General features: G+C 71.0%; 21 protein-coding genes and 1 tRNA gene. 12 read left to right on the forward strand and 10 right to left on the reverse strand.

What is annotated here, in order from left to right:
• A partial coding sequence (gene cynR / locus K6I33_RS14045; protein WP_229351630.1) for a transcriptional regulator CynR occupies positions 1 to 754 on the reverse strand: 754 nt, incomplete at its 3' end.
• A gap of 125 nt (positions 755 to 879) precedes the next feature.
• On the opposite strand from cynR, the gene K6I33_RS14050 reads away from it, so the two are divergent.
• The 3 genes from K6I33_RS14050 (at position 880) to K6I33_RS14060 (ending at position 2,548) form a co-directional block, all read left to right on the forward strand.
• Positions 880 to 1,485 (forward strand): carbonic anhydrase, encoded by a 606-nt coding sequence (locus K6I33_RS14050; RefSeq protein ID WP_229351632.1) that lies wholly within the window; start codon positions 880 to 882, stop codon positions 1,483 to 1,485.
• A gap of 71 nt (positions 1,486 to 1,556) precedes the next feature.
• Positions 1,557 to 2,027 (forward strand): cyanase, encoded by a 471-nt coding sequence (gene cynS, locus K6I33_RS14055; protein ID WP_229351634.1) that lies wholly within the window; start codon positions 1,557 to 1,559, stop codon positions 2,025 to 2,027.
• A gap of 41 nt (positions 2,028 to 2,068) precedes the next feature.
• Positions 2,069 to 2,548, forward strand: coding sequence for a nucleoside deaminase (locus K6I33_RS14060; RefSeq protein ID WP_229351636.1), 480 nt, complete (start codon positions 2,069 to 2,071; stop codon positions 2,546 to 2,548).
• A 4-nt stretch (positions 2,549 to 2,552) separates the two neighbouring features.
• Here K6I33_RS14060 and K6I33_RS14065 read toward each other — a convergent pair whose 3' ends face one another.
• The gene (locus K6I33_RS14065; protein WP_229351639.1) at positions 2,553 to 3,107 is read right to left on the reverse strand and encodes a GNAT family N-acetyltransferase; all 555 of its coding nucleotides are present in this window, start codon (positions 3,105 to 3,107) and stop codon (positions 2,553 to 2,555) included.
• A gap of 218 nt (positions 3,108 to 3,325) precedes the next feature.
• Here K6I33_RS14065 and K6I33_RS14070 point away from each other — a divergent pair, with 218 nt between their 5' ends.
• Entirely contained in the window at positions 3,326 to 3,586 is a 261-nt protein-coding gene (locus tag K6I33_RS14070; protein WP_229351640.1) for a hypothetical protein, read from the forward strand.
• A gap of 115 nt (positions 3,587 to 3,701) precedes the next feature.
• On the opposite strand, the gene K6I33_RS14075 is transcribed toward K6I33_RS14070, so the two are convergent.
• Positions 3,702 to 4,772, reverse strand: a complete 1,071-nt coding sequence (locus tag K6I33_RS14075) for a trans-acting enoyl reductase family protein (protein WP_229351642.1) — start codon at positions 4,770 to 4,772, stop codon at positions 3,702 to 3,704.
• Positions 4,773 to 4,922: 150 nt separating this feature from the next.
• Here K6I33_RS14075 and K6I33_RS14080 point away from each other — a divergent pair, with 150 nt between their 5' ends.
• Positions 4,923 to 5,876 (forward strand): helix-turn-helix domain-containing protein, encoded by a 954-nt coding sequence (locus K6I33_RS14080; protein WP_229351645.1) that lies wholly within the window; start codon positions 4,923 to 4,925, stop codon positions 5,874 to 5,876.
• A gap of 112 nt (positions 5,877 to 5,988) precedes the next feature.
• On the forward strand, positions 5,989 to 6,474 hold the full coding sequence (locus K6I33_RS14085; protein WP_229351649.1) for a DUF5709 domain-containing protein: 486 nt from the start codon (positions 5,989 to 5,991) through the stop codon (positions 6,472 to 6,474).
• A 12-nt stretch (positions 6,475 to 6,486) separates the two neighbouring features.
• On the opposite strand, the gene K6I33_RS14090 is transcribed toward K6I33_RS14085, so the two are convergent.
• The 6 genes from K6I33_RS14090 to K6I33_RS14115 form a co-directional block, all read right to left on the reverse strand.
• Complete coding sequence (locus K6I33_RS14090; protein WP_229351651.1) at positions 6,487 to 7,710, reverse strand: ferritin-like protein; 1,224 nt, start codon at positions 7,708 to 7,710, stop codon at positions 6,487 to 6,489.
• 26 nt (positions 7,711 to 7,736) lie between these two features.
• Positions 7,737 to 8,351, reverse strand: a complete 615-nt coding sequence (locus K6I33_RS14095) for a DNA-binding domain-containing protein (RefSeq protein WP_229351653.1) — start codon at positions 8,349 to 8,351, stop codon at positions 7,737 to 7,739.
• Positions 8,344 to 9,285, reverse strand: a complete 942-nt coding sequence (locus tag K6I33_RS14100) for a DUF692 domain-containing protein (protein WP_229351655.1) — start codon at positions 9,283 to 9,285, stop codon at positions 8,344 to 8,346. The genes K6I33_RS14095 and K6I33_RS14100 overlap by 8 nt, the downstream gene beginning before the upstream one ends.
• The gene (locus K6I33_RS14105) at positions 9,240 to 10,049 is read right to left on the reverse strand and encodes a hypothetical protein (protein WP_229351657.1); all 810 of its coding nucleotides are present in this window, start codon (positions 10,047 to 10,049) and stop codon (positions 9,240 to 9,242) included. The genes K6I33_RS14100 and K6I33_RS14105 overlap by 46 nt, the downstream gene beginning before the upstream one ends.
• Before the next feature lie 23 nt (positions 10,050 to 10,072).
• The gene (locus K6I33_RS14110; RefSeq protein WP_229351658.1) at positions 10,073 to 11,377 is read right to left on the reverse strand and encodes a phosphatidylserine decarboxylase family protein; all 1,305 of its coding nucleotides are present in this window, start codon (positions 11,375 to 11,377) and stop codon (positions 10,073 to 10,075) included.
• Between the two features lie 306 nt (positions 11,378 to 11,683).
• The gene (locus K6I33_RS14115; protein ID WP_229351660.1) at positions 11,684 to 13,000 is read right to left on the reverse strand and encodes a YhgE/Pip domain-containing protein; all 1,317 of its coding nucleotides are present in this window, start codon (positions 12,998 to 13,000) and stop codon (positions 11,684 to 11,686) included.
• A gap of 133 nt (positions 13,001 to 13,133) precedes the next feature.
• Between K6I33_RS14115 and K6I33_RS14120 the strand changes: the two genes are divergently transcribed.
• The 6 genes from K6I33_RS14120 to K6I33_RS14145 all read left to right on the forward strand — a co-directional run bounded on the left by K6I33_RS14120 (position 13,134) and on the right by K6I33_RS14145 (position 17,938).
• Complete coding sequence (locus tag K6I33_RS14120; RefSeq protein WP_229351662.1) at positions 13,134 to 13,799, forward strand: MerR family transcriptional regulator; 666 nt, start codon at positions 13,134 to 13,136, stop codon at positions 13,797 to 13,799.
• A 111-nt stretch (positions 13,800 to 13,910) separates the two neighbouring features.
• Positions 13,911 to 15,041 carry an extracellular solute-binding protein gene (locus K6I33_RS14125; protein WP_229351665.1) on the forward strand — a complete coding sequence of 377 codons (1,131 nt, stop codon included), beginning with the start codon at positions 13,911 to 13,913 and terminating at the stop codon, positions 15,039 to 15,041.
• A 215-nt stretch (positions 15,042 to 15,256) separates the two neighbouring features.
• Positions 15,257 to 15,688 (forward strand): hypothetical protein, encoded by a 432-nt coding sequence (locus tag K6I33_RS14130; protein ID WP_229351667.1) that lies wholly within the window; start codon positions 15,257 to 15,259, stop codon positions 15,686 to 15,688.
• Between the two features lie 75 nt (positions 15,689 to 15,763).
• A tRNA-Thr gene (locus K6I33_RS14135) sits at positions 15,764 to 15,839 on the forward strand.
• Between the two features lie 79 nt (positions 15,840 to 15,918).
• Entirely contained in the window at positions 15,919 to 16,692 is a 774-nt protein-coding gene (locus K6I33_RS14140; RefSeq protein WP_229351669.1) for a CPBP family intramembrane glutamic endopeptidase, read from the forward strand.
• A gap of 139 nt (positions 16,693 to 16,831) precedes the next feature.
• Positions 16,832 to 17,938, forward strand: a complete 1,107-nt coding sequence (locus K6I33_RS14145; protein WP_229351671.1) for a hypothetical protein — start codon at positions 16,832 to 16,834, stop codon at positions 17,936 to 17,938.
• Positions 17,939 to 18,004: 66 nt separating this feature from the next.
• On the opposite strand, the gene K6I33_RS14150 is transcribed toward K6I33_RS14145, so the two are convergent.
• The coding region (locus K6I33_RS14150; protein ID WP_229351673.1) for a CoA transferase at positions 18,005 to 19,529 on the reverse strand (1,525 nt) is incomplete at its 5' end.

Below are 19,529 nucleotides of genomic sequence, written 5' to 3' on the forward strand. Positions count from 1 at the left end.
GGTGGGGGTGGTCGTGGGTGAGGGCGTCCGGGAGGACGGTGGCCAGGGGAGTGCGCTGGACGATCTCGGTGAGGGCCTGGATCGAGTTGGCCTCCACGGCGATGCGGGGGTGGACGCGGTGGTGGGTGAAGTAGGCGTCGATATGCCCCCGGGTCGCGAAGTCGCTGCTGAGCAGGGCAAGGTGACGCTCATTCAACTCCCGCGCCGGCATCGGCGTGGGGGGAGTGGCGGGCGTGCCGCCGGTGACGAGGACGAGGGTCTCGGTGAACAGGGGAGCGGCGGCGACACCGGGCAGATGGGGGCCGGTGAAGGCGATGCCCAGATCGAGGTCGTCGGCGAGCAGCGCGGACTCGATCCGGTCCTGGGGCGCCTCCGTCACGGTCAGGGTGATGCCGGGGTGGCGGGCGTGGAGCTCGGCGGTGAGCGGGCCGACGAGATAGGCGGTGAAGGTGGGGGTGACCCCCAGGCGGAGGTGGCCCCGGGAGAGGTCGTGGACGTCGTGCACGGCGCGTTCGGCGGCGGCGAGGTCGCGCAGCGCCCGGCGGGCGTGGTGGAGGTAGGCCTCGCCCGCGTCGGTGGGCCGCACGGTGCGGCCGGTGCGGTCCAGGAGCTGCACCCCCAGCGTGCGCTCCAGCTGTTTGACCTGCTGGGAGAGCGTGGGCTGGGAGATGTGCAGCTCTTCGGCGGCGCGGGTGAAGTTGCCGTGCTCGGCGACGGCGAGCAGGTAGCGCAGGTGGCGTAGTTCCAGGGCCATGAGGCAACTATAGATGTGGCCAATAGCAATCATGGTCAATGACTCTTGGACGCTATAGGTGCAGGTCGTGCATGGTGGAACCCGTCGGCCCCCAGGGGCCCGACGGCTACCGAAGGGAGTGACCCATGCAGGACCTCACCGAGGGCGTCGCGCGGTTCCAGCGCGACGTCTTCCCGGCCAAGGCGGACCTCTTCACCCACCTGGCCACGCACCACACGCCGCACACGCTGTTCATCGGCTGCTCGGACGCGCGTGTCGTGCCCGAGCTGATCACGCAGGGCGAGCCGGGCGAGCTCTTCGTCATCCGCACCGCCGGAAACCTCGTGCCCGCCTACACCCCCGGCGCCAACGGGGTCACGGCCAGCATCGAGTACGCCGTCGCCGTGCTGGGCGTGACCGACATCGTGGTGTGCGGTCACTCCGCCTGCGGCGCGATGACCGCTCTGGCCGAAGGCCACGACCTGTCCGGCGCGCCGGTGGTCGCCGACTGGCTGCGGCACGCGGACGCCGCCGTGGCCCGCACCGCCGGTCTGCCGGCCGGCCCGGAGAAGACCGGTGCCCTGGTCCACCAGAACGTGTACGCGCAGCTGACCAACCTGACCACCCACCCCTCCGTCGCCCGGGCGCTGGCGGAGAAGAAGGTGACGCTGCACGGCTGGGTCTTCGACATCGCCACCGGGCGCGTCGGAGCACTCGACGTCACCGGCACGGGCACTTCCCTCGCGTCCTGACCACCACACCCAAGAACCCGCCGCTCCCGCTTTCCCCGCGGACCGGCACCCTCAGAAAAGGAGCCCCTCTCATGGTGCACGCCCAGTTCGACCCCACCGCCCGCGAGGCCCTCGCCAACGCCGCCGTCGAGGCCAAGGTCCGCAAGGACCTCACCTGGCAGCAGATCGCCGACGCCTCCGGCCTGTCGGTCGCCTTCACCACCGCCGCCGTCCTCGGCCAGCACCCCCTGCCGAAGGCGTCCGCCGAGGCCGTGGCCGAGCTGCTGGGCCTCGACGAGGACGCGGCGATACTGCTCCGGACCATCCCCACGCGCGGCTCGATCCCCGGTGGCATCCCCACCGACCCGACCATCTACCGCTTCTACGAGATGCTCCAGGTCTACGGCACCACCCTCAAGGCCCTGGTCCACGAGGAGTTCGGCGACGGCATCATCTCCGCGATCAACTTCAAGCTGGACGTGAAGAAGGTCGCCGACCCCGAGGGCGGCGAGCGCGCCGTCATCACCCTGGACGGCAAGTACCTGCCGACCAAGCCCTTCTGACCCCGGCCTTCCCGTCGTACACGTCCTTTCGAAGGAGCCCCATGGACTTCGCGCAACGCACCATCGACCTCGCCCGGCAGAACGTCGCCGAGGGCGGCCGTCCCTTCGCGACCGTCATCGTCAAGGACGGCGAGATCCTCGCCGAGAGCGCCAACAAGGTGGCGCAGACCAGTGACCCCACCGCGCACGCCGAGATCCTCGCCGTCCGCGAGGCCTGTGTGAAGCTCGGCACCGAGCACCTGACCGGCACCACCATCTATGTGCTGGCCCACCCCTGCCCGATGTGCCTGGGCTCGCTGTACTACTGCTCGCCGGACGAGGTCGTCTTCCTCACCACCCGCGACGCCTACGAGCCGTACTACGTCGACGACCGCAAGTACTTCGAGCTGAGCACCTTCTACGACGAGTTCGCCAAGAACTGGGACGAGCGCCGGCTGCCCCTGCGGTACGAGCCGCGCGAGGACGCGGTGGAGGTCTACCGCTCCTGGCAGGAGCGCAACGACGGCGAGAGCCGTCGATAGCCACCTACGCGCCGCCAGGGGCCCCGGTGGGTCCCTGGCGGAGGGGTTTCTCGACCCAGGCGACGTCCCAGTAGGTGCCGAACTTCCGCCCCACTTCGTGGTGGACGCCCGCCAGGCGGAAGCCGAAGTGCTCGTGGAGCCGCATCGACGCCTCGTTGGGCTGGGTGATGCCCGCGTAGGCGCGGTGGACGTCCTCCGTGGCCAGGGCCTCGAAGAGGGCGCGGTACAGCAGACCGCCCAGGCCGCGTCCGGTGTGCTCCGGAGCGAGGTAGACGCTGGTCTCGACCGACGTCTCGTAGGCCTGTTTGGGGCGCAGCGGGCTGCTGGTGGCGTACCCCAGCACCGTGCCGGCTTCTTCGGCGACCAGCAGCCTGTGGCGTCCGGTGGCGGGGTGGTCGGCCAGCCACCGCCTGCGGTCCTCGACGGTGACGGGCTCGATGTCGAAGGTGACGGGGGTGCCGGTCACATAGTGGTTGTAGATGTCGGTGAGCTGCTTCAGATGACGTTCGGTCCCCGGGCGGATGTGTACTCCGGCTGTCACCGCGGTGTTCTGGTCCACGTGTCGCTCCCTTCTGGAGGGAGGGGACGGTACCCGAGACGTGTTACAGGAATATATCCATGCATATCCACCACAGGGGAGCAGCCGGCGCGACCGCGGGGCTCATGTGTCCGTCCGTTCGCCGTTGAGGGTGGTTTCCGGGAAAGCCCGCACGCGGCCGGACGGGTCGTGGAACTCTCGCTTGCCAAGAAATCACCGGCGATGCCACGGAGGTTCCTATGTTCAGCTCCAAGCGCGCGAGCCGCATCCGCGCGCTGGCCCTCACCGCGCTCACGGCCGGCCTGTTGTGCGGCGGTATGGCGACGAGCGCCAGTGCGGCCGACGGGGGTTCGACGTCCACCGACGGTGCGGGAAAGACACGTGAGGTCCACCCCGGGGACCAGCTGCTCGCCGGGATCACCCACACGGTCACCGGCCTGATGGGCGACCCCACCGCGGCCACCCGGATCCTGCCCGCCCCCGGAGCCCTCGCCGGCTGACACGGCCGGGTGACACCCGCCGCGTCGCGATCCGGCCCGGGCGGGGACCGGGCGTGGGGACGGCCTCCGAGGCGAACGCCTCGGGACCGTCCCCACGCCGCTGTCCGGCGACAAGCTACGGGCGCGGCGCGGCACCCGACGGTGCGGAAGCGAAGTCGACCGACACATGCGGGGCGAGCGACGCCAGGAAGTCCCGCGCGTCGAACACCTCGCCCGGGGAAACCACCCCGGCCGTCCTCGCCCGCCCGTCGAGGAGACGGCGGACCGCCTCCACCGCCAGGGGCGCGCTGACGGCGTAGATGTCCCGGCCCCGGGCCACAACGCGGCGTTCGGTGCCGCCGGCGCGGACGACCGCCTCGACCAGGAAGGTCTGGGCCGAACGCCCGAGGTCGTCGACCGGCGCCGGAGCCGGCGCGCCGGGGGCCAGTACGTCCGCGACGGCGGCGGACGTCATACAGGTGTCGATGACGGGCACGGTGACGTGCCGTGAGATCGTCACGCTGTCCGCCGTGGTGAACTCCCGCACCACGGTCTGGTCCCCCACCGGTGCGGGGAAGGCCCACCGGCCCGTCGGCGCCTCGCCGGTCCGCAGCTCCAGCCGGCCGTCCGCGTGCACGAGGCGACGGCCGTCGCGGCGTTGCCCGGAGACCCGGGACGAGGCGCGGGTCCCGGCGGTGGGGTGCCAGCTGCTCAGCGCGTAGGCGAGGAACACCTCGTCGGCCGACCGCCCGCCGCCCAGCGCGGCGGACACCAGCAGATCGCCCAGGCCGCCGAAGAACGCCATCGCCGGGACGACCGCGATCCCCGCGGCCCGCGCCCGTTCCGCGAAGTGCGTGAACGTGTCGGCGACGGCCTCCACCTCGCCCGCCACGTCCACATAGGGGATCCGGGCGCGCAGCGCCGCCTCGATCACGGGGGCGGCCGTCCCGGCGAAGGGGCCCGCGCAGTTGATCACGGCGTCCGTGCCGGCCAGCGCGCGGTCGAGCGAGGCGGGGTCGTCCGCCGACGCCGGCCGGACGTCGAGCCCGGGCCGGCCGGCGGAGTGGTGGGCGGCCAGCGCGTCGAGCCGGCCGGCGTCACGGCCGGAGAGGACCGGCCGCAGACCGCGCGCCAGGAGTTCGGCCACCACGAAGCGCCCGGTGTGTCCGTAGGCGCCGAGGACGGCCACCTTTCCGCTCGTTCCCATGAGTGTTCCCCGTTCGTCCATGTCCAGGTGACCCACGACGTGATCCGTCGTCGTGATCCGTCGATGTGATCCATCGACCGGGGACAGGCTGCCCTGCCGGGGGCGGGGGCGACGAGTGTCAGGAGTGCCACGCCTCGTACAGTTTCGGACATGACTACCGTCGCCCTGGCCGTCACCGACGGGGTGAGCCACTTCGAACTCGCCGCCCCCTGCGAGGTGTTCGGCGTCGACCGGTCCGACCTCGCCGACCCCTGGTACGAGCTCACCGTCTGCGGACCCGCCGGGGCGCGGGTCGGCGGCCGGTTCCGGCTCGAACCCGACGAGGGGCTGGAGCGGCTGGTGGGGGCGCACACGGTGATCGTCCCGGCCTGCGCGGACATCGACGCGGACCCGCCCGGCGAGCTGGTCGAGGCCGTGCGCGCGGCCCACCGGGCGGGCGCGCGGATCGTCTCGCTCTGCACGGGGGCGTTCGTCCTGGCCGCCGCCGGCCTCCTGGACGGCCGCCGGGCCACCACGCACTGGCTGCACGCTCCGGCGCTGGCCGCCCGGTACCCCGGGATACGGGTCGACCCGGACGTGCTCTACGTCGACGACGGCAGTGTGCTCACCTCCGCGGGCAAGGCGGCGGCCATGGACCTGTGCCTCCACCTGGTCCGCCTCGACCACGGCTCGGCCGTCGCCAACGCGGTGGCCCGCCGCCTGGTCGTACCGCCACAGCGGGAGGGAGGGCAGGCCCAGTTCGTCGCCACCCCGGCGCCCGAACCCCGCTCCCACGCGCTCTCCGGCCTGTTCTCCTGGGCGCTGGAGCGGCTCGACCGGCCGCTGACCGTGGAGGACCTCGCCCGCCAGGCGAACATGAGCTCACGGAACCTGGCCCGTCACTTCAACGCCGTCACCGGCACCACCCCGCTGCGCTGGCTGCGCACCCACCGGATCCACCGCGCCCAGGAGCTCCTGGAGACCACCGACGACAGCGTCGAGGCCATCGCCGGGGCCACCGGCATGGGCACGGCCGCCTCGCTGCGCCGGCACTTCAACCGGACGGTCGGCGTCCCCCCGGACACCTACCGCCGCACCTTTCGCGGCGGAACAACCAGTGGTTGAAAGTAATACTTACTCCCTGTCGCCCTCCGAGGAGCGCGGGGCAGCCGGACAGGGGAGACTGGAGGTGTGCCGTCGTCCCGGGAGCGCGCGGGAGGAGGAAGGGTAGCGGACCATGTCCGACGACGTGATGGGTGACGAGGTCTATCAGCCGGCCCGTTCGGACCGCCGGGACAACCCCGGCGACCTGGACCTGGAGAACGCGCTGGACGGAGACCTCCTCGACGAGGTGCTCGACGAGGGCTACTCGCCCCCCGAGAGGCCGCTCGGCGTGGGCCACCACGGCACGACGGCCCGGGAGCAGCGGGAGCGCGAGAGCCTCGACCAGCGGCTCGCCGAGGAGGTCCCCGACATCACCGTGCCCGACGGGGACGGCATCGGCGATCAGCCCGGCGGCGACGGCGAGCCGATCGACGAGGAGGTCGGCGACGCGCGGGCCGGCCGGCTCACCGCCACCATCGAGCCCATGCCGCCCCGGCGCAACGACGTCTTCGCCCGCGACGTGGGCGTCGACGGCGGCGCGGCCTCCGCGGAGGAGGCGGCGATGCACATCGTGCCCGACGAGCCCGTGATCGAGTTCGGCGAGGACGTCGGAGCGTGAGCCGCAGGGGCCCTAGATCGTGAAATCGGGCAGCAGCGAGATCTGGTGCAGCACCCCGTCACCCCCGCCCAGCTGCGGGAACGCCTTCATCAGCGCCGGCTCCGCGCACAGGTCCAGCAGGGTCTGCCTGGGATTCGAGCCCAGGTCGTAGTACCCGAACGTGGGGCCCGCGTTCTTCCCGTCGCCGACGGGCGTCGCGACCAGGAGGCCCGCGACGGGGGAGAGGACGCCCTGCATCGCGGCGACGAAGCCGCGCTCCAGGCCGTAGCGCACGGAGCTCTGGCCCGGCGTGCGGTCGGCCGGGTCGTCCGCCGGGGTTCGGTACAGCTTGTCGAGCAGTGCCAGTACATAGCAGTAGGCGGCGTCGGAGAGCTGTGCCAGGGTCTGTACCGGGCCGGTGAAGCTCGTCGCCTTCGGGTTCTTGACCACCGGCCAGACGGCCTCGTCACCGCTGTCGATGGTGTACTTCTGCTTTCCGGAGTCGTCGTACACGACACCGATGCCGTCCACGTGATCGCGGATGCGGGTGAACTTCTGGTAGTGGGAGTCCTCTTGCTCGTCCGGGGCGCCCTCGCCCTGCTCGACGATGATGTGGAGCGCGTCCAGGGCGCTGCCCTGGTCCACGACCGGGAGGGGCTTGGGCGGGCCGCCCCACTGGTTCCAGTACCCGCGCTGGTACTGCTGCCGCCAGCGGGTGTTCTCCGGACCCCACGCGATCTGGTCGCTCAGCGCGACGATGCCCTTGCCGATCGCGTCGTACAGCTCACCGAGCGTGTGGTACTCGTCGGAGGGCTTGGAGACCTGCGACTGCCTGCTCTCGGGAAGCTCGACCTCCATGAACCCCTCGACGGCGGTAGTCGAGATGCGTTGCGTCTCCAGCGTCAGGGGCGGGACGCGGTGCAGCATGTCACCGGGGTACGTGGGGATGGTGCCCTGGTCGTAGAAGCGGAACTCCTTCCCGTCGACCACGTCGCACTTGGTCGCGGTCATCACATTGCGGACCAGCGCCATGTGCAGCATCTCCTCGATGGCGATGCCGATGAGCGTGCGCTGCGCCGACGCGCCCTGGGCCCACTGCGAGTAGCCGGAGGTCTTGAGGGAATAGGCGGCGTAGAGGTAGGGCGGGATGGTGGACAGCTCGATGCGCGCCGCGTCGGCCAGGTGCCGCGCCAGTTCGTCGAGCGTGGTGATGCCGTCGATCGCCCGGACGGCGGAGCGGGTGGTGAGGTGGGCCATGGGGTTCCTCCAGTGCGTTTTCCGTGTCAGGCGGCCGGTGGCGACGGGGACGCGGCGAGGTCGTGGACGACCACGGTGCCGTCGCGGCGGGTGAGGGAGAGGAACACCGGCTCGGTGCCGGGCGGCTCCGGTTCCTCGCCGCGCCGGACGGCGGCCGCGTAGCGGTGGACGGGGAACCTGGCCTTGAAGGACCGTCGGTCACCGGATCCGGTGGCGGGCGCGTCGTGCAGGGCGGCGAAGTCCCGTTCGAACCGGGCGAGGTCGATCAGCAGGTCGATCCAGGCCTCGGGCGGCGTGCCGTCCGCGGAGGTGTCCGGCCTGGTACGGGCCAGGTGGTCGGGGAATCCCGCGCCGAGGCCGTCCAGGGTGGGGGAGCGGGACGGGTGAGCGTCCAGGTACTCCATGGCGAACCCGTCGAAGAGCTCGCGCCCCAGGAGGTGGACCATCGCGGGGTACCGGCCGCGCATGCACCCCAGCAGCCGGAGCCGGTAGCCCCGGTAGTAGACGCGGAAGCGCTCCTCGGCCGACATCCGCCCGGAGGCGGTGAACACCTCCTCCATGTGGTCCGCCCTGCCGGGCCCCAGTAAGGCGGACTGCATCCACCGCTGTATCTCCGCGAGCGAGTGCGGGACGTCAGTCACGACGGTCACCCCCCACGCCGGCGGCGCACACCGCCGCCAGCACCCTGGCCTTGTCGAGCTCGGCCTGGAGGACGGGGAAGGGCGGCAGGCTGTCGTCCCGTTCGATGACCGTCGCGGCGCCCCCGGTGAGCTCCACGGCGAGCCGGTAGAGCCCCCACACCGGGTCGGGCACCTCGGCGTCGTGGGTGTCGATCAGATGGGTGCCGTGGTCCGTGTGCCCGGCCAGGTGCATGTGCGCCACCCGGTCGTGCGGAAGGGCCTTGAGGTACTCCTCGGGGTCGTAGCCGTGGTTGACGGCGGAGACGTGGACGTTGTTGACGTCGAGCAGCAACCCGCAGTCCGCCTCCTCGGCGAGCCGGCCCAGGAACTCCCACTCGGTGAGGGTGGAGGCGCGGAACTCGACGTAGCTGCTGGGGTTCTCCAGGACGAGCGGACGCTCCAGCGCCTCCTGCACGGTGCGGGCGCGGCGTACGACGTGCCGCAGCGATTCCTCGGTGAAAGGGAGCGGCAGCAGGTCGTGGGTGTGCACACCGAGCACTCCGGTCCAGCACACGTGGTCCGACACCCAAGGGGTGTCCACCGCGTCCGCCAGTCGCTTCAGCCTGCGCAGGTAGCCGAGGTCGAGCGGATCGGTGCTGCCTATGGACAGCGATACCCCGTGCAGGACGATCGGATAGCGCTCGGCGATCTCGTCCAGGACGCGCCGGCGGTCGGTGCGGGGTTCGAGGTAGTTCTCGGAGATTATCTCGAAGAAGTCGACGGGCGGCCGGTGCGCGCGGATGTAGGGGATGTGCGGCCCCCGCAGCCCGAGCCCGAACCCCAGGTGAGGGGTCGCGCTCCAGGCTCCGGTGGCCGTCCGCGTCGCCGTGCCGTCCGCCTTCCCCGGCGTTACGGCTGCCCCTGGGGCGCCAGGACCGTCACATGGAACTCGCACTGCACGGACGTGTCGGGATCCGTGGCCGTCACCGTCACCCATTGGTCGCCGGTGCCCGTATGCCCGGCGTAGAGCGGAACGGCGGTGGCCAGGCCCTGGTCGTCGCTGGTGACCGTGCAGGTGGCGCTCTGGGGTTGCCCGTCGGGCTTGAAGTACAGGAGGGCCGAGGCCTCCTGGGGGATGGTGAACGTGATCAGGGCGTTGGGAAGGTGCCGGCCGGCACTGTTGCGGGCGAGGGCCCGGAGGTCCGGGAACCGCACCCCCTCGTGCGCGCGGGGGTTGTCGGCGGAGGCGCGGAACAGGTCGGTGACCTTGTCGGAGGCGCCGGCCTGCGGGGTGGTGAGGCGGTCGTACTCGGGGAAGCGGTCGTCCGGGACGCCCTGCCCGGGGGAGGGGCCGAACGCCTTGCCCGCCGCGTACATCCGCGCCTCGAAGAGGCGGCGCGCCTGCTGCCAGACGCTCCTGCCCTTCATCGGGCCGCCGGAGAACACCCGGCTCTCGTTGATGGGGCTGGCGCAGCTGCCGTTGTAGCGGCAGGCCTGTTCGCCGGGGTGGAACTGCTCGAAGTCGTCACCGGCGTAACCGCATCCGCCCTGGCCGCGGCAGGCTCCCTCGCCGTGGCACACGTGTTGCACGGTGGCGCACTGGCCGGTGCCGGCCATGGTGGCGGTCCCGGTGACGTCCTGGTTCGCGCAGGAGTTGAGACCCATGCAGACGTGGAGCTCCTCGCCCGTCGCCGGTTGTCCGCAGAGGTTCGCCTCCATGGCCCGCGCTTCCCTCCCGGCGCTCATCGTTCCGCGCACTTATGGCCGGCGGTGACGGCGATCTTGGCGTTGACCTTGATCGGGGCACCGTCCTCCATGCTGCCGGGGTTGTCCGGTACGCAGAACTCGCCGATGGCCCCCTTCTGGAAGATCAGGCACAGGCTGGATCCGCCGTAGCTGAAGTAGCCGAGCTGCTGGCCCTTAGTGACGTGGTCGCCGGGGCGTACGGTGAGCGTGACCGACGAGATCTCGGTCATGCCCATCGGCATGACGCACACGATGCCGATCGGTGCGGGGCACTCGATGAAGACGAGTCCCCGGGTGTTCACCGACGCCCCGTAGACCTGCGACTGCGTACCCGCGTTGGGCTCGTCCACCCCCTCCAGCTCGGTGAACATCAGGGCCTCGACGACGCGGGCGCTGAGGACGGTGCCGGTCACGGGCGCGTGCCAGCGGTGGTAATCGCCGCCCGAGAGGAACGACTGGAAGACGTCGCCGCCGATGAACGAGTCGGTGAGGTCGCTGCCGTCGAGCATGTCGGAGAGAGAGTAGCGCTGTCCCTTGGCCCAGAACTCGTCGGTGCGCTGGACGTTCCGCCGGATCCGCACGACCTTTCCGTCGTTCGCCGAGACGACGACATGCTCATTGGTGTCGATGGGCCGCTGCTTGTCGTCCTTGAGTTCGCGGTGGAAGAACGCGTTGTAGGACGGGAACCCGCCGTGGGGCGTGGAGTCGATCCGGAACTGGTCGAGTTCCAGCTCCTTCCAGGCGGCCGGCGACAGCCAGCCGTCCGCCCGGTTGATCACGTCCTGGCTGTCCGGGCTGTCCAGGTGCGCGCACCACTCCCGCAGGATGCCGAGCAGCGCCTTGTTGAACCCCTGGTCGCGGAAGACCGCGTACCCGGGCTCCGTCATCATCATGTAGACGAACAGGGACGACAGGGGGAAGAAGTTGCGGTCCGGGTCGCCTTTCGGGTGGTACTCGGGGGTGGACGTGACGATACAGTCCAGGTGATCGAGCAGGTCGGGGACGTCGTTGACCCGGTGCTTGGCGTCGGGGTGCTGCTCGTTCGCGTCGTCGATCATCAGGCTCACATACATGCGGATGATCCCGTCCCGCTCGATCAGCCGGGCCAGATCGTCGACGGAACGACGCCGTACGATCGTGTTGCGGGCGCGCTTCTCGTGGACGTCGCGGCTGAACCCCTCCAGCCACGCGTCGAGCGCCGCCCGGTTCTTCGGCAGATAGCCGGCCGCCCGGCCGAACGAGCTCTGGTACCGGGTGTCGAGCTGTTGTGCGGTCCAGGCCTTGCCGGTGTGTCGGGGCATGGATGCCTCCTCACTCGGGTTCGCGGCGGCCCACGTTCCCGGATCCCGCCGAGGCGACTCAACCCCGCGTCGTGGGGAGAGGACCGGGAACAGGACACCGGTGTAGTGGCGTGACCCGGCGCGCCGGAGGCCACGCGCAGATAAGGAGTCGGCCGCCCCCGGCACAGTTTGGCCTATTCTCAACCTCCCTGAAAAAAGGGTGCGGTTGACACGCCGTGGCGTGAGTGCCGGCCCGGGTGGGGGAGGGTGGAACGCACTGAGGGCGGGGTCCGAACGGACCCCGCCCTCAGTGCGCCGTCAGCCGTGTCAGGCCGCCGCGGCCGCCGGCACGGCGTCGTCGGCCGGCTCGGTGGGGCGGGGGACCCGGTGGAGGCCCTTGCGGTCGTAGAGCCGGGTGACGCCGAAGCCGAAGAGCAGGGCGACGACCAGGGCGATGCCCATGGAGATCCAGGCGCGGGTCAGGCCGGCGTCGGCCTGGGCGCCGTAGTAGAGGATGGAGCGCATGCCGCCGGTGATCTGGCGGAGCGGCTCGAACTCGGAGAGCCCACGGAAGAAGCCGGGCAGCGCCTCCAGCGGCACGGTCGCTCCCGAGGAGGGGACGGCCATGGCGACGAAGACGATGGCCGAGAGCAGCATGCCGGGGACGCCGAAGGCGGCGAGGAGCGTCAGGGCGCTGATGCCGACGACGGCGATCGTGGCCACGGAGTAGACCCACAGCAGGCCGAGGTGGGACGCGTCCATGCCGAGGATGCCGACGGTGGCGCCCTCCACGATGGAGCCCATCACCACGGAGAAGACCAGCATGAGCAGCGAGCCGATGGCCAGCGTGCGCACGCGGCTGATGTGCTGGAGGGGCATGCGCTGGCGGAAGGGACCGAAGTCGGAGTGGAGGTAGCCGAGCGCGGTGTCGACCTGGTTGGTGATCACGTTGGCGCCGAGCATGCCGCAGACGACCAGGACCAGCGCGTAGTAGAAGGCGCTCAGGCCCATGGCGCTGTGCGTGCCGAGCGGGTGGCCGTCGGCGACCTGGACGGACACCGGGTCGGCGAGCATCAGCTTGGCGGCCGGGGCGAGCGGGGCCTTCTGGGCGGCGGCGCGGTCGAGGAGCTGCTTGCCGAGCTGCGCGGAGGCGGCGTGGGCGGCCTTCTGTGTGGCCTGGCTCGCCATGGAGGAGCCGAAGCTGCCCGCCGACTGGTTGGTGAGCACCGTCATGGCCGGACGGGTCGGCTGGGCCTGCTGCGGCTGCTGCGGGCTGGTCAGCCCCGTCACCGCGGCGGTGAAGTTCTGCGGAACGACGACGGCGCCGTAGAGCTTGCCCTGGCCGAGCTTCTTGTCGGCCTCCTGGCGGCTGAGGACCTGCCAGTCGAAGCTGTTGTTGCCCTCGGCGGACTTCTTGATGCCGGAGACGACCTGGTCGCCGAAGTTCAGGTGCTTGCCGTTGGCGTCGAGCCCCTTGTCGCTGTTGACCAGGGCGACGGGGAGGTCGCGCAGGTTGCCCTTGGGGTTGACGTTGCCGCCCACGTACAGCAGGGCGAACAAGGTGGAGACCACGGCGAGGATGAGGCCCGAGCCGATCCACAGCCGTGGGCTGCGGAGCACGGACGAGGACGGGAGGGAAGGCATGATCGCTCCGGGGTGATGACGCAGAGTAGCTAGATATCGAAGGTATCCAGGTGCTAGATAGTGGCAGTATCTAACAGGGGTGTCCAATCGTTGAATGCGGATACCCGGTTCGCATCACCAGCGAGGAAGCCGCATGAAAATCTCGGAGCTCAGCCGCAGGGCCGGTGTGCCGGTCGCCAGCATCAAGTACTTCCGGCGCGAAGGCTTGCTGCCCGCCGGCCGGGCGACGGCCGCGACGCTGGCCGAGTACGGGGAGGAGCACGTCCAGCGGCTGCGGCTGATCAAGGCGCTGACCACGCTGGGAGGGCTGTCCATCGCCGCCACCCGGGACGTGCTGACGGCCGTCGGCGAGGCCCACACCACCGAGGGGAAGCTCGGTGCGATCAGCTACGCCCTGCCGGTGCCCGTCGCGGAGTCGCCCGTCGCGGACTCCGGCCAGGACGCGGCGGACCATGTGGCCGCCGAGACGGAGGTGGCGGAGCTGATCGCGGCCATGGACTGGCAGGCGCCCGGCACCTCCCCGCACGTACGGGGGCTGACCGAGGCGCTGAAGGCGCTCCGGCGGGTCGACGCGGACTTCCGGCCGGGCGAGCTCGCCGCCTACGCGGCGCTGGCCAACTCCGTCGCCCGGCTGGACCTGGAGCGCGCGGCCACCTTCGGTGACGACCCGGAGGCCTTGGCCGAACGGGCGGTCATCGTCCTCGCCCTCTCCGCCCCCGTGCTGGAGATCCTGCGCCGGCTCGCACAGGAGGACCAGGTCCGCCGCCGCGTCGCGGAGCGGGGCGGGGGCGGCGAATGAGCGGCGCCGCCGCCATTTCTTGAAAGTTCAATGACATCGTCCTAGAGTGAGCCGCGAGCCAGTTCTTGAACTTTCAAGAACTGGTCGTTCCCCCCTCACGAAGGAGTCGTTGTGAAGTCCACCCGGAAGGCCTGGGCCACAGCAGCCGCCCTCGGCGTGCTCGCCACGAGCGGAGCCACCGTCGCCGCCGCCACCCCCTCCGCTCACCCCACGGCGAAGAGCGCGAGCGAGGACGAGCAGCTGCGGAAGCTGTACAAGGACGCTCTGGCCGAGGGTGGCCGCCTGGTCGTCTACGCCGGCGGCGACAAGCCGGGCCAGGCCGACTACCTCAAGAACGCGTTCCTCAAGCAGTTCCCCGAGATGAAGGTCGACACCGTCGTCGACTTCAGCAAGAACCACGACGCGCGCCTCGACAACCAGATAGCCGAGCACAAGGTCGTCGCCGACGTCGTCCACCTCCAGACCCTCGACGACTTCCCCCGCTGGAAGAAGGAGGGGGCGCTCATGCAGTACAAGCCGGTGGGCTGGAACAAGGTCTACGACCAGATCAAGGACAAGGACGGCTACTACACCGGCCTGTTCTTCATCGCCTTCGCCAACGTCACCGCCACCACGCTCGGCGACAACGCGCCCGTCGAGGCCGCGGACTTCCTCAAGCCCGAGTTCAAGAACAAGCTCGTCTTCACCTACCCGAACGACGACGACGCCGTCCTCTACTACTTCAAGCAGCTCACCGACAAGTACGGCTTCGACTACCTGAAGAAGCTGCTCGCCCAGAACCCCAAGTTCGTCCGCGGCACGGCCGACGCCTCCGCCACGGTCGGCACCGGCGGCTACGTGGCGAACTTCGGCAGCTCGGGCAGCTCCAGCGGCCTGTCGAAGACCAGCACCCCGGAGAAGTCGCCGTGGGTCGCCTGGCCGCAGACCGGCGCCATCCTCAAGGACGCCCCCCACAAGGCCGCGGCCAAGCTGTACCTGAGCTGGCTCCTGTCGAAGCAGGGCCAGGAGGGCCGCTGGAGCGCCCGCACGGACGTCGCCACCCCGGCCGGGCGCAAGAACATCTTCGACTACGACAACATGAACCCGCTCGGCCTCGGCCGGTTCATGAGCGACCGCGCCGCCCTCGACCGGTTCAAGGCGCGCCTCAACCTCTACGTCGGTGACGTCAAGGGCGCCGACCCCGCCGACCCCGAGGGCAAGCTCGGCCTGCACCCCGTCGACCAGAACGGCACGCAGGGCTAAGCGCCCACCAGGGATGCTCGTCCCGGACACGGCCCACGAGGCGCTTCGGCGGCACGGGGCCGTGTCCCGGAATGCGACGCGACCACCTACGACGACGTAAGCCGGCGTCCTGACTCACCCACACCGGTGAGGTTCGCGACGGTCCGCACCCGCGCGCGGCGGGGAAGAGGAAGGCTGACCTCCGAACCCGACACGACCGGCCACGAGGTGGAGCGATGACGATGACCCGGCTGCTGACGGCGGCCCTGGCCGCGGCCCTTGCCCTGACCGCCGCACCCCCGGCGTCCGCGACGGCGTCGTCCGCAGCCCCGAAGCCCCCGAAGCAGAGGCATCTGCGCCTCGCCAACCAGGACAACAGGCAGTCCTTCACGGTGCACAAGGGCGACGAGATCACCGTCCGGCTCTCGGGGGAGCGGAAGCCCGACTCGGCCTGGGTGTGGAGCGTGCCCACGGCCGCCGACGGCGCCGTACTGCGCCGCGCCGCGGCCGGTACGGATCCGAACGGCGACACCACGGCCGTCTTCCACGCCCTGGCGGACGGGACGACCACCCTGGACTCCCGGCTGAGGTGTGTCGCCGATCAGCCCGGCCACGTGTGCTCGCAAGCGGTCGTTCCCTGGCAGACCACGGTGCGGGTGCGGCGGTAGGGCGACGGCCGCCCGGCGGCTCGTCCGGCGGTCAAAAGCCTGTATGACCATGGGGTATGCTTTTTCCCGTCGCCGGCCCCAATAGCTCAGTCGGCAGAGCGTCTCCATGGTAAGGAGAAGGTCAACGGTTCGATTCCGTTTTGGGGCTCCACGGCAGAAGGCCTCCACCGTTGCGGTGGGGGCCTTCCGCATAGCGGTGGCGTTCCCCGCTCGCGCGGAACGAGGTAACCATGGGTTCCCCTTCATCCACTTCCCGCGCCGCCCGTGACTGGTGCCTGGTCGTCACCGGGTTCCTGCTCGCCTTCGGGCTGTCGAGCGCCGTCGCCGTACAGATCCTGCTGACCGGGCACATCGACCTCCCCGACTGGGCCGTACGCCACCTCCCCGGCATGAAGGCGGGCTTCCTGGTCGCCGCCGTCGCGATGGCGCTCGCCCACCGGTGGCTCGGCTTCGGCGCCGCCGACCTGGGCCTGGCGGCGCGCCCCCGCCGGCCGTTCCCGTGGGGCGGGGCGGGCGCCGCCGGGGTGGCGTACCTCGGGATGTGGATCGGCTTCGAGGTGATGCGGCTCTTCCCCTCGCCCGGGTACGCCCCGACGGGCCGCACCGGCGCCGGTGAGCAACTGCCGGCCAACCTCCACAGCGCCCTCGTCGAGGAGACCCTCCTGCTCGCCCTGCCCATGGCGGTGATGACACGACTGCGCTGGCCGTGGCAGGCGCAGCTCGCGGTCCTGGTCGCTCTGCGCGTCCCCTTCCACCTCTACTACGGGTACGGCGCGTTCGCCCTCTGCCTGATCTGGATGGGCGGATACCTCCTCGTCTACCGGCGGACCCGGATCGTATGGCCCTTCATGCTGGCCCACTTCGTCTATAACTCGGCCCATGCCGACTACCTGCCGACCGTGCTGAGACCCCTGCTGGGCCTGGCCTTCTGGCTCGTCGGCGGCATCGCCCTCGTCCGTCTGGCCAAGGACGAGGCATGGCCATCTCGTCGCCCACACGGATGAATCCGTCAAAACCATCATCTGATGGTCGGGCAATGCCGCTTCCATGGACCCGTCGTCGGGAAGTCGCGCACGCATTCGGGAGGGCCGGTTGGACCGCCGCACGTTTCAGAGCCGACTCGTATCGCTGGGGAGCCTGACGGTGGCCGGGGCGCTGCCGGGGACACGGGGGAGCGCCGCCGCCGAGCCGGCCCGTCGGGCCGGACCGGGGAGCGAGGAGGCGCCGCCCCAACGGTCGGTGGTGGAGTACGAACTGCCGCCCGCCGAGGAGACGCACGAGATCGTCAAGATCCCCGGCAAGCCGATGGCCCTGGTGTCGCAGATGTCCAACAGCCATCTGGTGAAGCTGCGCCTCGACCCCCGCACCGAGCGGGTGACCGGCGTCAAGGCGTTCGCGCTGGGGCCGAAGGACGCGATGCTGCACGGGCTGGCGGTGTCGGAGCGCCACCCCGGGCGGATCTGGGCCACGCACGAGGGCGGGAACCGGCTGCTGCTGGTCGACCCGAGGGCGGACGAACCGGACGCCGCGCCGCGCGTCGAGCGGGAGATCGCCGTCCCGGGCGGCGGCCGGGGCCCGCACTACGTCAACGAGTACGGCGACACACTGTGGGTGACGCTGAAGGGGAGCGACCAGGTCCTGGCCCTGGACCACACCCGTCCGGAACGCTTCCGGCTGTTCGAGGCGAAACCGCACCCCATCTTCGCCGCCCGGCATCCGGGCAGTGGTGACTTCTACGTCAGCCAGGACAGCGCGAGCACGATCCTGCGGATCGACCCGAGGAGCGGGCGCACCACGCAGACGCCGGTCCCGGCGGAACGGGGCAGCACCCCGGTCGGGTTGATCAGCGGAGCCGGCGCGGTCTGGCTGGTGCTGCTCGGCACGGAGGAGACCGGGACCGGCACGTTCGGCCGGATCGACGAGGACGGCGGGATCGCCTGGTACCGGCTGCGCGAGACCAGGGGCCGCTCGGCGTCGCTGCTGCACCTGGCCTTCGAGCCGCAAGCGGCGGGGCGCGGTCGGGAGCCGGTGCTGTGGCTGCTGGCGTCGTCGATCGTCTCCGACGACGCGCGGGACCAGATCATCCGGGTGCGGTTCGACGCGTCGTGGAACCGGATCGTGGAGGAGGAGTACGCGGCGCTGCCGACGCAGATGTGCAAGGCGCATCGCCTGCTGCCGCTGACGAACAGTGTGCTCGCCACCGAGCTGACGACCTTCACGGTGGCTCAGCTGACCGGCGCCCGGGACTGACACCGGGCCGGGGGAGTACGGGGAGGGGGCCGGCGACGGTGTCGCCGGCCCCCTGTGGTGCGCCGGTTACCGCGTGAGCCATTCGGGGCGGCCCGAGCCGCGCGGGACGAGAACGGTGCGGAACGCACCGGGGGTCTCCGACATCACGACCTGGTCGGTGACGCCTTGGTAGCGGCCGCAGGGGGTGTCGGCGGTGAACGTGTCGGGGTCGAGGTAGGCGTGGCGTTCGCCGGTGCCGGCGAGCTCGCGGGCGTAGTCCTTGTCGAGGACGCCGAGGCTGAGGATCCACAGGGCGACGCGGGTGAGCGAGACGTGGACGCGGTAGCTGCCGCCCTCGGTGGCCCGCCGGATCAGGGCGGCGATGACGCCGGTGGTGGCGAGCCAGGGGACCAGGTAGTCGTTGACGACCTTGATCGGGGGCAGGGCCGGGTTGTCGTCGGTGCCCTCCAGGTTCATCATGCCGGCGACGCAGCCGGCGGTCTGGTCGAAGCCCACGCGGTTCGCCCAGGGGCCGTGCTGTCCGTGGAGGCTGACGGTGGTGTGGATGATGCCGGGCCGGATCGCGGCGGCCTCCTGCGGGGTGAGGCCCATGCGCTCCAGGTAGCCGGCGCGATGGTTGGCGTAGAAGACGTCGGTGCCGCGCAGCAGTTCGCGCAGGGTGGCCGCGGCCCGCGGGTCGCGGTCGTACGCGAGGGTGGCGGAGCGCACGCCGACCTGGGCGGTGTAGTAGAGGATGTCGTTCTCGAACTGGCCGGGGCGCCAGATGTTGAGGGCGTCGGCGCCGTGCTGGGCCATGGTGCGGCCGATGGCGGCGCCGGCGATGACATGGCCCAGGCCCAGGGCGCGTACACCGTCCAGGGGCTGGGTGGCGCCGGGCGGCAGCGGCTCGGGGTCGCTGTCGCCGATCTTCTCGATCTCGATCAGGGGCAGGTCGGCGAGGACGTCGCGGTACTGACGGGTGTCGAGGAACTCCCGGGTGCCGCGCAGCATGGGCATGACGACCCCGGCGTCCGCCCCGGCCCGCTCCAGCTCGGCGCCGTCCCAGCGGGAGACGGCGTTCGCTACGGCTTGGGCGTCGTCGGGCGTGCCCAGCAGCTTCAGGGTGCGGGACTTGAGCGCGGGGTAGACGTTCAGGGGCATCACCCAGCGTCCGTCGCCGGCGCGGTAGAAGGACAGGGCGAAGGGGTCGTCGGGCGCGACGATCGGGTAGCCGTTGAGCTTCTCCCACTTCCCGTCGTAGAAGGGGCACAGCCGGTGGGGGGCCTTGCGCAGGTCCATGCCGATGTCCTGGCCGGGGCCGCCGCGGTGCTGCCACAGCTTGGCCAGGGCGACGGACTTGGCCGTCAGGCCCAGGGCGGGGGCGGCGGCCAGCCGCAGGGTGGAGGGGACGACGGGGTCGGCGCCGGTGAAGGAGACCGTGCCGCCCGCGTCCCGCTCGCTCATGCCGACGCCGCCGAGGACGTCGTCGAGCGCGGCGTGGATGTCGAAGTCGTCCCCGGACCCGTCGGTGACCGGCTTGTCGAGCGCGGCCTTGATCTTGTCGGTGAGGTTCATGGTGCTGCCTGTCAGTGCTGGGCGGGCTGTGCGTGGG

The organism is Streptomyces sp. UNOB3_S3 (assembly GCF_020740895.1).
Taxonomy (GTDB): domain Bacteria; phylum Actinomycetota; class Actinomycetes; order Streptomycetales; family Streptomycetaceae; genus Streptomyces.

Bases quoted from the DNA above. Each gene is read 5' to 3' on its own strand.
- K6I33_RS14085 (WP_229351649.1), top strand. From the start codon at position 5,989: ATGTCCGACGACGTGATGGGTGACGAGGTCTATCAGCCGGCCCGTTCG.
- K6I33_RS14050 (WP_229351632.1), top strand. From the start codon at position 880: ATGCAGGACCTCACCGAGGGCGTCGCGCGGTTCCAGCGCGACGTCTTC.
- K6I33_RS14080 (WP_229351645.1), top strand. From the start codon at position 4,923: ATGACTACCGTCGCCCTGGCCGTCACCGACGGGGTGAGCCACTTCGAA.
- K6I33_RS14090 (WP_229351651.1), bottom strand. From the start codon at position 7,710: ATGGCCCACCTCACCACCCGCTCCGCCGTCCGGGCGATCGACGGCATC.
- cynS (WP_229351634.1), top strand. From the start codon at position 1,557: ATGGTGCACGCCCAGTTCGACCCCACCGCCCGCGAGGCCCTCGCCAAC.
- K6I33_RS14120 (WP_229351662.1), top strand. From the start codon at position 13,134: ATGAAAATCTCGGAGCTCAGCCGCAGGGCCGGTGTGCCGGTCGCCAGC.
- K6I33_RS14060 (WP_229351636.1), top strand. From the start codon at position 2,069: ATGGACTTCGCGCAACGCACCATCGACCTCGCCCGGCAGAACGTCGCC.
- K6I33_RS14070 (WP_229351640.1), top strand. From the start codon at position 3,326: ATGTTCAGCTCCAAGCGCGCGAGCCGCATCCGCGCGCTGGCCCTCACC.
- K6I33_RS14110 (WP_229351658.1), bottom strand. From the start codon at position 11,377: ATGCCCCGACACACCGGCAAGGCCTGGACCGCACAACAGCTCGACACC.
- K6I33_RS14130 (WP_229351667.1), top strand. From the start codon at position 15,257: ATGACGATGACCCGGCTGCTGACGGCGGCCCTGGCCGCGGCCCTTGCC.
- K6I33_RS14115 (WP_229351660.1), bottom strand. From the start codon at position 13,000: ATGCCTTCCCTCCCGTCCTCGTCCGTGCTCCGCAGCCCACGGCTGTGG.
- K6I33_RS14075 (WP_229351642.1), bottom strand. From the start codon at position 4,772: ATGGGAACGAGCGGAAAGGTGGCCGTCCTCGGCGCCTACGGACACACC.
- K6I33_RS14140 (WP_229351669.1), top strand. From the start codon at position 15,919: ATGGGTTCCCCTTCATCCACTTCCCGCGCCGCCCGTGACTGGTGCCTG.
- K6I33_RS14105 (WP_229351657.1), bottom strand. From the start codon at position 10,049: ATGGAGGCGAACCTCTGCGGACAACCGGCGACGGGCGAGGAGCTCCAC.